Below are 12,333 nucleotides of genomic sequence, written 5' to 3' on the forward strand. Positions count from 1 at the left end.
GGGGTTTTTGCGTTTGTAAGTAAGGACATTTTATGTACCAGAGCCCTTTCCGTAAATTCAAGCCAGCAAGTCAGCCTAACGATCAGAGCGAAAATGAACAGGGCTTTATTGGTGATTTCATTGATAATGTTCAACGTGGATTTTATCAAGGCATAGCAGGTGATGCAGAAACGGTTAATCAGCTAACGGGTTACGGTTCTGGTGCGCGTGATCTGTTGCTTGAGCAGGCAGATAATCAAATCAAGCAGATGTCACTGGAGGGGCAAGAGGCACTATCGAAACAGATTTTTGAAGACGATGAGAATGGTAACCTTCGACTTGGTGAAGGTGCAACTAACTTGAGAACGTGGACCAATTATATTGGTCAAGGCGTCGGTACGGTTGCGGCATTTCTTTCTACTGGCGTTGCTGGTGCTGGGGTCAAAGGTGCAGCCAAGATTGGTGTTAAGGCCGTAGGTAAAAAGTTCGGTAAAGACGCCGCAGAAGAAACAGCAGAAGCTCTACTCAAAAAAGAAGCGGCACAAAAAACCGCTGAACTTGGTTTTAAAGGAAAGGCCGCTGATGTTGTTACCAATGCCGCGATCAGTGTGGCCATGGGCAACGGTATGTCAGCCAACCAAGAGCGCGATCGGTATCAAAATATGTCTTGGTCTGAGCTTCAGAATTCACCAAAATTTTCAGAGCTTTACTACTCAATGCGTAACGATCCGCAATACAGAAACGTTTCGGATGAGCAAATTGGTATTGAGGCAAGAAAGCAATTGGCGGAAGATGCGGCTAAGAGTGCGTTTTACAACCCTAAGCTTGTTGCTGCCAACTCAATTAGTGGCTTAACTGGTGCGCTGGGGGGGAGTAACTTCGGCCTGTTTGGTCGAGTTATTGGTCCTGCTTCAACGGCAAAAAGTGGCCTAGCAAAAGGCGCGTCGGTTGAAGGTGGTCAAGAGTTCCTACAGGGTGGAACTGAGCAGATTGTAAGTAATGAAAATTATAAGCGCCTTATTGATCCTAACTTTGATGTTATGGATGGCGTTGTATCTAGCGGTCTAAATGAAGCGGCAGTAGGGGCGGCCTTGGGTGGACCGTTTGGTGCGGTTGAGGGGTATTCTCGAGCAAGAAAAATCAAAGCAACGCCAGAGACATCTAATGACGCTGGCGATCCAGAAAACCAAATCTGGAACGGTGAGACTATGCAGTGGGAAACCCCGCAGGAGCGAATGCAAAGCCAGGCCGATCAAACTCAGCCAGTACCTACACCACAACAGCGAGCGGTTGAGCAGCCGTTATCAGGAAATGCATCTGTAGATAGCGAGCTTCACGCTTTGGATGATGTTTCCATTAGTTCTATCGAATCACCACCACCTGTCACAACTGATACAATTGCACAAGATAATACCGAGCAATCACCTGAATGGGTAAATGAGGCGGTCGGGCAATCTGTTACCACCGAATCATTATTGCAAGGTGCTGCGCAACGTCAGCAATCGAACCGTGAATATCTCAACGATGAAACCATTATTGGTGAGGCGGGTCTCGAAACTCCAGAAGTTAACGCTACTCAGCAAATAGAGCCATCTCCACTAGAGCAACGCCGTCAACAAAGCCGTGCGGCGCTACAGCAATCAGGAGTTCTGCCTCAAATTAACGCCGAGCAAGAAACCATTGACCTTGCTCGTGCGTATGATCCAAACCGCATGGCGGATATTGAATCTGAAATTAACCGGGATGATTTAAGTGAGCAAGAAATACAAGCACTAGAAAGCGAAGTGGTTCAACTGGCTGATATTGCACGAGAGCTAGATATATCGCCACTTCAAACATCTATTATGCGCCGTCAAAACGAAAACATGCGCAATATGGCGAACCGTGAAAAACCACACCAACGAGTTGAGCGTAAACAGTCTGAATATGATCTCGCTAACGCCAAGCCTACCCACAGCCCCGCCAGAATAAAGCAGCAAATTCGCCAACAAATAATTACCCGAATGACGCCGCAAGACGCATCGAATAATTCATTAGTTGATCGCATGGTAGATCTTGAGTATGAGCGTCAATTTCCAACCACTCAGAATGAAGTTGAGACTATTCATAAAAGTGCCGTGCCTGAGTTTGAGCCAATTAGAACAAATGGCCGTAATGTTATTGAGCAAAAAGCAATCGATAGTCGCAATGCTAAGTTGAGCCGTGAGGCTGAGATTGAACGTCAATTACGGGCAAGAAAAGAATCCGCATCGCCACAAATTTCAGAGCAAGAGCAAAGCCTTCGAGAGCAAGCAAGTGCGCAACGTGCCGAATTGGAGCAATCTCAAGCGCAGATAAATCCGAACTGGGTTGGTAAAGTAGATGGACAAACAACCACTCGAACGTTTGCGCGAGATAAAGAAAACCAACAACGTCAAGCGCGTGAAGAAAAACTTCAGGGTATTCGAAATAGAATTGAAAGCCCGGCATCAAACTTTGGTGATCGCCCAAATAGCATGAAGCTGCGTGAGCAAGGCAAAATTCCAATGCGCGATTTAGCAAGCCGAGTTCAACCAAAAACCAAAGGCATGAACAAGAGCTTGAAAAAGCGAATTAATGAAGCAAAGGGTTTTGATACTGATCGCGTGCTTCGTGAGTTTCAGCAGCATGAAAAGCGGTTGCAGGCCTATGAAAAAGAAGCGGTCGCAGCAGCGGAACGCGAAGCGAATAACCCAGAAAACATCGCGAGACGAAAAACCGCTGAGGCGTTATTTGCTGATCACATGGAGTCGGAGCAGGCTAAAGAGTTTGCCGAGAATTCAATTACTCAAGCCGTTAAGCAAATTAATACAGAGCTGGACAAGGCAGGCAATAAACCATCAACAGTTTTAGAGTGGGATGGTGAAAATCTTTCAGCGGCAGAAGTAAAGCAGCGATTAAATAATAGCGCTCGTTCTTTAGCGGATAAGTTCATTGGAAAAACCGCTGCAATGAATGAGAGATTGCGTCAGAAGCGTGAAGCGAACAAGGCATCAAAACCTCAAGACAATAAAAATCAAAATCACGGGGAAGCAGGTAAGCCGGAAGATAAATCGCCAGAGCAAGAAAAAGAGCCAAAGACAAATAAAAAACCTGAACCTAAATCAAACACTGGCGCTGAAGATCAGGAAAGTGAAAACCAAGAAGTAACGATGGAGAGCGGTAACGAGGCTGACAATGCTGAAGCAATAAAGCCTAATATTGAGTCTCATGGCGTATCGGTCACTTACAACCCAGTGTCTAAGCAAGATCAGGACGAGTACAACCGTAGTACGCATTTAGGAGAAGGGCGAAACTTCAATGCAGAGCTTAACCAGGAAGCGGAATCCGTTATTAATGAGCTTAATGATGATAGCGCGTTAGATACCCCAGAGCGACAACAAAAAGCGAGCGAATTAATTAGCCAATATATTAATGATTATGCTGATTTCTATCGCTGGGAATCTCAATATGCAAGTAAAAATCCATCATGGTTAGTAACTGGCCGAGCGGGGCACTCTCAAGCACAAGCAGATCGTGCAAATGCTGCTAACGAAAAGCACATGAATGAGTTTACTAAGCGTGTCGATGCACTGGATAAGCAACGTAAAAACATCAAGCCACAAGTGGAAGCGGTTCGCAATCAAGAGCAGCAAGCCGAATACGATCAACAAATGCGAGATCAAAAGCAAAGTAACCTAGAAGCCAAGGTAACCAATTACACTGGTGATGTTTATAACTTTGTGCAAGATGGCCGTAATGAGCTAGCAAAAGATGCGAGACGCTGGGCCAATCCAAAAGCTGAAAAGGCGCTGGATGAGTTATCGGAAATGGCACCAGATCGTGTTTCACCATTGCTTTTAGCGCTTGATACTCGAATGCAAAACGCTGGTGGGCTCGTTGCCGTGGTTGGTGCTAGGTCTAATCTAGGTAAAAAGATTAAACCTTTACTTGATAGCGCCAAGGCTGAACAGGAAAAGCAGACAGAAGAAACCACAAATAAAATTGAAGACTTTGGCGAAACACTGCATGGCGCAAGAAAGCATGAGTGGGGTAAATTTGGTGAGGCATTGCGTGCCGACTCAAGTGTTAGCGATGTTGAATCAGAGCCTTTGAGTAAGGCCTTCCCAAAACCAAACTATCAAGCTCTACATAACAACGGTGTTCCTATTGATAAGATTGCCGCCATTGCTTTGATCAGAAAGTCGATTCCTGCCAAGCCAAGAGCAAAATGGCGATCAACAAAAAACTGGGCAGATAACGTCCTTAAACAACGCACGATGGCTAAAGCCTTGATTGATGACGCTGTTAATGTGGAAGACATTCTAGCTGGTGAGCTTGGTGGTCGCAGTTTAGCTCGTATTTATATTGATGCCGCTAAGCAGTTGGGTGTAGATAAAATTGACACCTTAATGGAGTTTGAGATCACTGGTGGCTCATACTCAATGGCGAATGGCATTAAATACTCACCTTCAAAAAGCTTGTATCAAATTCGCTCTAAGCGATTCCACTCCGATTTTTTCGAAACTCACGAAGAAACGACAAATAAATTGGTTGAACTGGTGAATGAGCGCTCTGATACCAACTCAGCGAGCAAGCCAAAGCGAAAAAGAGCCAATTTAAATGTTTATCGCAATCGATATACAGGTGAGGTTTATATTGGTTTAGGTGTTGGATCTCGCGTAGTAAAAATTAAAGATGGATTTGCCGATGCAAAAGAGGCGCGAGCCCACCTATCGGACAACCAAGCAGAGCTTGAGCAACAGGTCATAGATAAGCGTAAGGACTTATCGAAAGAGCAGCGAAATGATGAAAACCGAGATCGAGAAGGTGTTATTTATCGCGAGGGAGATGTAACTCCTGAGCAATTTAGTGATGCGTTTGGTTTCCGTGGTGTGCAATTTGGTAATTGGGTGGAGGGTAAGCGTCGCCAAAAAGACCTTAATGACGCTTATGATTCGCTGGTGGATTTAGCTAATGTGATCGGCGTGCCTTTAAAAGCGCTATCACTCAATGGTCAATTGGGTTTAGCGTTCGGTGCGCGTGGTAGTGGTGGTAAAAATGCGGCTGCCGCTCACTATGAACCAGGTAATACCGTAATTAACCTAACCAAGATGAATGGCAAAGGCTCACTGGCTCATGAGTGGTTCCACGCTCTTGATGACTACTTTGGAGAGTCTGGTTATGTGAGCAATCAAAGAGGCAGTCAAGCAGGCGATATGCGCCCAGAGCTAAAAGCTGCGTTTGATGACGTGGTGAATACCATTGAAAACCGCACAAGCATAAAAGAGCGCTCGCTAGAGCTGGACAAATACCGCACTGAGCCGTACTGGTCAACGACCGTTGAGATGATCGCTCGCTCATTTGAATCTTGGGTTATAGACAAAAATCGTGAAAGCGGCATTACTAACGATTACCTTGCCAATGTGGTGCCAGAATCCGCTATGGAAGCGAACGAATATGCCTACCCAACACAGCAAGAGCTGAAAGAGGGGCTAGGCGCATCATTCGATCATCTGTTCGACATAATGGATAGCCGCAGTGAGGAGGGTAATGTAGCGTTATTTTCTCGTGGTGCTGTCAGTGTCGCGACTGCCAGTGAAAGCAAAATTAGGAGTATCCTTCCAAGGGGTGTCGATACCCAGCGGGGCTTTGTCACTCGCGCCGTCAACCGGGTACTCAATCAAAACGGCCTTGCTCGGGTTGCTGTTCCTATTCAAGTTGTCTCGACGGAGGCGGATCTTCCTCCTCACATTCAGCAGCAGATAGATGAACAGGGTGCCAAGGGCGAAATAAAAGGCGTATATGATAAAGGGGCTAACCGAATCTATGTAGTGGCTGATCGTCATAATACTGAATCCTCAGTTGAAGAAGTTATCTTCCATGAATTAGTGGGTCACCATGGATTGTATAACATGCTAGGGGAAAAGCTAAAACCTGAACTGAATACTATTGCCCTGCGCTTAGGTGGTGTGAAAGGTGTTGCAGACTTGGCCAAGGGGTTAGGTGTTGATTTATCAGCTTATGAGAAGACCGCAAACGCGCAACTTAAAAGTGGCAAATGGACGCCTGAACTAGCCCACACAGTTATGGTGGATGAGTTAGTGTCTCATCTGTCTCAACAAAAAAGATTCTCAACCATCATGGATCGTGTTGTCGCTAAAGTTAAAGCATTACTACGCTCGATGGGCTTTGAGAAATTAGCCAAGTATGGCAAAGCCGAAATTATCGACTTGGTTACTAAAGCTAAAGGCTCGTTAAATAATCCGCCACCAAAAGGCTCGGGCAGTGATTCCGATACAGCTATGTTTTCACGATCAAGCGACAACGAACTCACGCCAGAGCAAAGAGCAAAAGATGCCAAGGCGAGAACACAAAATATTAATCGCAATGAGGCTAACAGCCTAAGAGAGGAGGTGGACGCCAAGGCAACGGATAATTATGGAAAGCTTCACATGATTAATCAGAGAAGGGGAAACGACACCCTTAACACTGATCCGGAACCGGGGCCTCAACAAAATCCTACAATGTCGGCTGATCAAGCCTTGCAGCAAAAACAAAGTAAGCTTGTTACTCGAATTAAGCGTGCATTAACTAGCAATTCTGCAATGGACGCACTGGGTAAAAATAAGTACGCCATGCTTACACTGCGTCAGATTGCGGAAGTATCTGAAAAGGTAAACCCAAGAATGGGCGAGATGATCACTGGCTACCTAGATCGCGTAAATGAAATGATGGTGACTCAAAACACACTCGCAGAAGAAGCAGCTGAGATTGCTGAAGATATGAGTAAGTGGGCGCGTAAAAACAAAAAAGGTGCCGATGAGCTATTTAGCTTTATGCACGCAGCAACATTGGCCGATGTAGACCCATCTAAACCATTTGAATCTATGAAGGAAACACTAGAAGAGCGCATTAAAGTGCTCAATGCTCGCGCTCAAGGGCTGGGCGGTGAAGCGGGTATGATTAAAGAAATTATGGATGAAATCACCGAATCGAAAAAGCTAATCAAAGGTGAGAAAAATCGACAATTAGCACATACAATGATGCGCCCGAAATGGCACAAGATGACGCCAGAGCAAAAGCGTCGCTATAAAGAAATGCGTGATCACTACATTACCCAGCGCGAGCGTATGCAGGAATCACTTATCTCCAATATTGAGCGATCGATTGAAGATAAGAAAATGCGCAAAGCAGCCATTGAAAATATCCGGTATGAAAACGAACGAGCATCTAAAGGGCTGTACTTCCCATTGAGTCGCTATGGTGATTACTGGGTAAACTTCGCCGATGAGAATGGTGAGCGTCAATTCATCATGTATGAAACCAAAGCGGAAATGGAATCAGCCGTTGAAAGTTTATCTAAAGCAGGATTCAACGTTAATTTTGGTGAGAAACTGCAATCAGATACCGATATGAACGGCCCGTCACTTGGATTTGTTGCTGATGTAATAGATAGCATTAAAGGGGCCAAAATGAATGATGGCACCAAGCAGCAACTTACCGATAGCATTTATCAAATGTACCTTAAAACCATGCCTAGTCGCTCACTTCGTCAGAACTTTATTCATCGTAAAGGTGTAGCAGGCTTTAGTAACGACGCCATCCAAGCACTTGCAGATCAAGGATTCCGACAGTCACGACAGCAAGCACGGCTTGATCACATGGACATTCTTGATAATGAAATGGAAGCTTTGCACGAGCACATAAAGGCAACACCAAATAATGTTGAAGCAGATCGTATTTACAAAGAAATGGTTAAGCGCCATGACTGGGTTCGAAACCCTAAGCGTGCAGCATGGGCACAAAAGTTAACATCACTTGGTTTTACCTGGTTACTGGGTGCCACTCCTGCAGCGGCACTGGTGAACTTGACACAAAACGTACAAGTCGCCTTACCTGTTCTTGGTTCTAAGTATGGAATGCTTAACGCCAGTAAAGAAATGGCAAAAGCAACAAAAGAGTTTATGCAAGCCAGTGGTAAGCATTGGCGCGGCGGTCGAAATGGTATTGTAGGAAATACACTTACAGGACGTGAAAAAGAGGCATTTAGACAGGCCATCAAACAAGGCGTTATTGATACCACTCAGGCTAGCGATCTTACTGGCTTGGCGGAAAACCCAACGGCCAAGTATTCTGGAAAGTGGAACAAAGTAATGAATGCCGTTGGTTTTGCTTTCCAAAAAGCGGAAGTATTTAACCGAGAGGTAACGTTCTTGGCGGCCTATCGTTTGGCCTATGAGAAAAATGGTGATCATGAGCAAGCAATTAAGGACGCAATGAAAGCCACCTGGGATAGTCACTTTGATTATGGTTCATTAAACCGCGCACGATTCATGCAAGGTGATATTGCGGCGGTTGCCCTCCAATTTAAGCAATATAGCCAGAACATGACTTACTACCTTTGGTCAAATATTATTAAGGCAACTAAAGGCGAGAGTAAAGAAGTCAAAGATCAAGCGAAGAAACAGTTATTAGGTACACTTGCTTCAACCTTTATGATCGGTGGCGCAAGTGCACTGCCAATCTCAATTGTTTTAGAGGCAGTAAATGCTGCACAAGATGCCTTCGGTGATGACGATGAGCCGTTTGATGCTGAGACTGAATTGAAATCCATGCTGACTGGAGCCTTTGGTAAAGACGCCGCACAAGCACTATGGTTTGGTGCGTCACCATCTATTTCAGGCCGTATTTCATTGAATGACCTTTGGTTGCGTCAAGTTGAAACTGGCACGCCAGCAGATGAGCGTTACATGGAATACATGAAACAAGCAATGGGCCCAGTGGTTGGTGGCATAGCCTATAGTTTTGCTCAGGGATTGGATTACATGAGTGATGGTCACTACGGTAGAGGAGCTGAAAAAATGCTGCCGAAAGCCGGTAGAGACTTACTAAAAACCGTTCGCTATATGAATGAAGAAGGGGTAATGACTAAGAATGGCGCACCAATTACTGATGAGCTTAGCGCTGCCTCTTTGGTTAAACAAGCAATAGGCTTTACACCTGGTGAGGCAGTTATCCAATACGATGAGAATAATTCGCTGTATAACTACAAAAACCAGTTATCTAGCCGCCGTAGTAGTTTGATGAACTCATACGCGACCGCCTACCGCTTAGGTGATGAAGAAGCTCGCAAAGAAATAATGAAAAAGATCAAGAGGTGGAATAGTAGCAAGTATGGCAAGCTTTCACCGATCACCCCTAAAGCATTAAACCAATCTATTCGCATGAGGTTGCGCCAGAAAGAGCAAGCGGTGAACGGTGTGAGCATAAATAACAAGTTCCGCCAACTAGCAACTGAATACGACTACTTTTAACCCCTCCCAATAGGCAGCCTTAGCAGTAAGGTTGCCGCCTTTCCCAATCCACGACCGTGGTAGTTCAATTCCAAAAATGTGATAGCCTGAGTGTTTATTAGACTGCAATGTCAATTTAATGTTAACTATGTGGTATTAATGCACAATTAACTCATTGAAAGGATTCGTTATGACAAAGATTTGGCTGGTGGCTTTGGTTTCAGGTGCGTTACTTGGTTGTGGCGGTGGTTCGGGTGGAGATGATTCCAATGGGTCAACTGAAAACCCTTCGGCAATTATTCCAACCACTCCCGATTATACTGAGTACACATACAAAGGAGACTCGCCATTAGATGATCGAACTATTGCCTCTTATTATGTAGCTTATGGCTTGTCCTATGTTGCCGCGTATGTAGATCTCGGGCTCGAAACCAAAGATTTTGATTTTGAAGGGTATCAAGATAATACATGCGATCAGTACGGAAGTTGGGAGCGATACCGAGAGAATACATATACTGATGAAATAAAATTTTGGTTTTATGACTGCTCCCATGATGGAGTTCAAATCATGAACGATGCTTCAACGATGATTTATGAAGAAAACTCATTTAATACAGGCACGACATTTTATAACGATCTATTATCTGCCTCTTATGAGTCATCTGAAACAAACTTGGATGGTAAGGGTAATAGTCATTATATCAAATCGTCTAATACTACTTTTGACATTGAGCCTACTCCTTCGGTAGATGTTTTGAATGGTACAGCCATTTATGCAGGAACAGCGACCAATGACCTAAAAGCCACATTACAAATGAACAATATTGAGTTTGATACTGGGCTGATAGAAGATAACTTCCCACTATCAGGAATTCTAACTGTTACATCATTGGGTCGAATTTGGACTGCTACATTCTTACCAAATGGTTTTGACTTAGAATCGCCAGAGGGTGATGTGCAGTTTCAAGCATGGAGCGATATAGAGTGATTAGATTAACACTTTCCATTTTTTTAGTATTATTTTCTTACTCATCTATCGCAGGTGCTTTAGGGGGGGAGATGGTTTGCACTGAAATGAGTAAATGCCAAAAAGGGGATATTATTAGAGTCCACCCTGGCGTTGTTGGATTATATTGCGATTTAGATAAGAAAGTAGTTATGAATGATACATTTGCTATTTGTTACTACATTGGATACAAGCGAGACTTAAGAAAGTAATAATTAAATCAAAGAATAGATATAAGGCAATGAAATGACAGCTGAGATTGCAATATATAATAAGTCGGCAGTGGCTCTGGCTGCTGATTCTGCGGTAACAATTCAAGGTGGTGGCACCCATAAAATTTATAATGGTGCAGAAAAACTATTCGCCTTGTCTAAAAAACATCCTGTCGGTGTTATGGTTTATGGGGCAGGTTCGTTATGTCGTGTTCCTTGGGAGTTAATAATAAAGCAATATAGAGCGAAAAAATTACAGAATCGCAGTTTTTCCACTCTAGAGGCCTATGCAGAAGATTTTTGGGATTACCTTTTGAATTCGGGAAATTTAATTCCTTCGGAGCTGAGAGAAAATAATCTTGATGATGGTTTAAAGGAATTTTTTTATAATGGAGTGATACGGCACATTGAGGACCATGAGCTAGAAAAATTTATTACTCGAGAAGGGCAAGCACCCAATATAAGAGAAACCTACGATTTAATGGAAAGACGTTGCGAAGATCTGTTAGGTATTTTACCCAAGTTTGATTTTTATCAAAATTTTAACGATGATGATTTAGTCGCATTAAATGGATTTGCAGAAGAAAAGGCAACTACTTTCCTACAAAAGTTACCATCGTACGAGCAAGAAGTTCCACCAGAAAGTTTAATATCTAAATTATCAAGCTTACTTTCAGGTGTCATATGTAGGGATGTTGATTTTGGTCAAAACACAGGGGTTGTTTTTGCTGGATATGGAGATGATGAATACTTTCCAGTAGTTCTTTCATTCAATGTATTAGGGTTTGCCAACAACAAGATTAGATTTAAAGCCAATAAAAATAAAAGTGCTGCAGGAGGAGTAAGTGGGCTGTGCGCTTATGCGCAAGAAGATGAAGTAGATGTGTTTCTTTCTGGGATAAGTCGAGGAATTAGAAGTGCTATCGATGAAGACCACAAAAATGCCCTGCAGAGTGTATTAGATGCATGTTCAGATGCATTAGATAATATTGAAGATGAAGATCAAAGAAAGGAACTTAAAAATAGGATAATTGAACAGAGCTTAAGGGCTTGGGACGAAAGTTCAAAAAACATACAAAACCACATTCAAAATTGCTATATTGATAAAGTAGTGGGTATGATAGAATTTTTACCCAAACAAGAATTAGCTGAAATGGCTGAATCTATGGTTAATTTGACCGCTTTCAAAAGAAAAGTATCAAATGAGAGTGAAACTGTCGGTGGGCCTATAGATGTAGCTATAATTTCTAAAGGTGATGGATTTATCTGGGTTCAGAGAAAGCATTACTTCACTAAAGAACTTAATGACCATTACTTTGTAAATCAATCATCAGGAGTGACACAAAATGAATAACAATAAGACCATGACTCAATCATCACAATTGAGGCGCTGGAGAAAGTTATTTAATCCTGAAAAGGTTTCAGATAACTCTAACGAAACTAGAATCCGTGACGTAACCGTTCGAGAAAATAAAAAACTAAAAGAACCAACCTTCTCGATGTAAGTCATAGGTTAAATAAAAGGGCGCACTGTGCGCCCTTTTTTGTGGGGGCAAGTAAGGGGCAAAAAGGATCTTAGGGACATAAATGGGGGCAGTTAAAAAGCTGTATAAATGATCATGCATTATCAATGGTGATTTATATAACTCTTTGTTTTTACTTGTTTGCAAGGTTAATCAGATAGTTAGGTTTATTTGCTGTAGCACTCGGCCCAATACTTTGGATACTGGTCGATAGGTGTTGGTTTAGTGGATTGTTGGATGCTGCTGTACATAAAATGACCTCTAATTTGGGATGCCAAAGTATACAGATTAAGACCAAGATCGACTAGGATAAAAGTAAA

At 43.2% G+C, this 12,333-nt stretch carries 3 protein-coding genes; all 3 read left to right on the top strand.

The window, feature by feature from the left end; all coding sequences use genetic code 11:
• Nucleotides 1–32: 32 nt before the first annotated feature.
• The 3 genes from K358_RS19525 (at nucleotide 33) to K358_RS0113120 (ending at nucleotide 11,844) form a co-directional block, all read left to right on the top strand.
• The gene (locus K358_RS19525) at nucleotides 33–9,293 is read left to right on the top strand and encodes a PLxRFG domain-containing protein (RefSeq protein WP_027697245.1); all 9,261 of its coding nucleotides are present in this window, start codon (nucleotides 33–35) and stop codon (nucleotides 9,291–9,293) included.
• A 169-nt stretch (nucleotides 9,294–9,462) separates the two neighbouring features.
• Nucleotides 9,463–10,260, top strand: coding sequence for a hypothetical protein (locus K358_RS0113110; RefSeq protein WP_027697246.1), 798 nt, complete (start codon nucleotides 9,463–9,465; stop codon nucleotides 10,258–10,260).
• Between the two features lie 264 nt (nucleotides 10,261–10,524).
• A complete protein-coding gene (locus K358_RS0113120) occupies nucleotides 10,525–11,844 on the top strand; it encodes a hypothetical protein (RefSeq protein WP_027697248.1) in 1,320 nt (439 codons plus the stop codon).
• Nucleotides 11,845–12,333 lie beyond the last annotated feature (489 nt).

This window comes from Vibrio litoralis DSM 17657, assembly GCF_000426765.1.
GTDB lineage: Bacteria > Pseudomonadota > Gammaproteobacteria > Enterobacterales > Vibrionaceae > Vibrio > Vibrio litoralis.

Bases quoted from the DNA above. Each gene is read 5' to 3' on its own strand.
- K358_RS0113120 (WP_027697248.1), top strand. From the start codon at position 10,525: ATGACAGCTGAGATTGCAATATATAATAAGTCGGCAGTGGCTCTGGCT.
- K358_RS0113110 (WP_027697246.1), top strand. From the start codon at position 9,463: ATGACAAAGATTTGGCTGGTGGCTTTGGTTTCAGGTGCGTTACTTGGT.
- K358_RS19525 (WP_027697245.1), top strand. From the start codon at position 33: ATGTACCAGAGCCCTTTCCGTAAATTCAAGCCAGCAAGTCAGCCTAAC.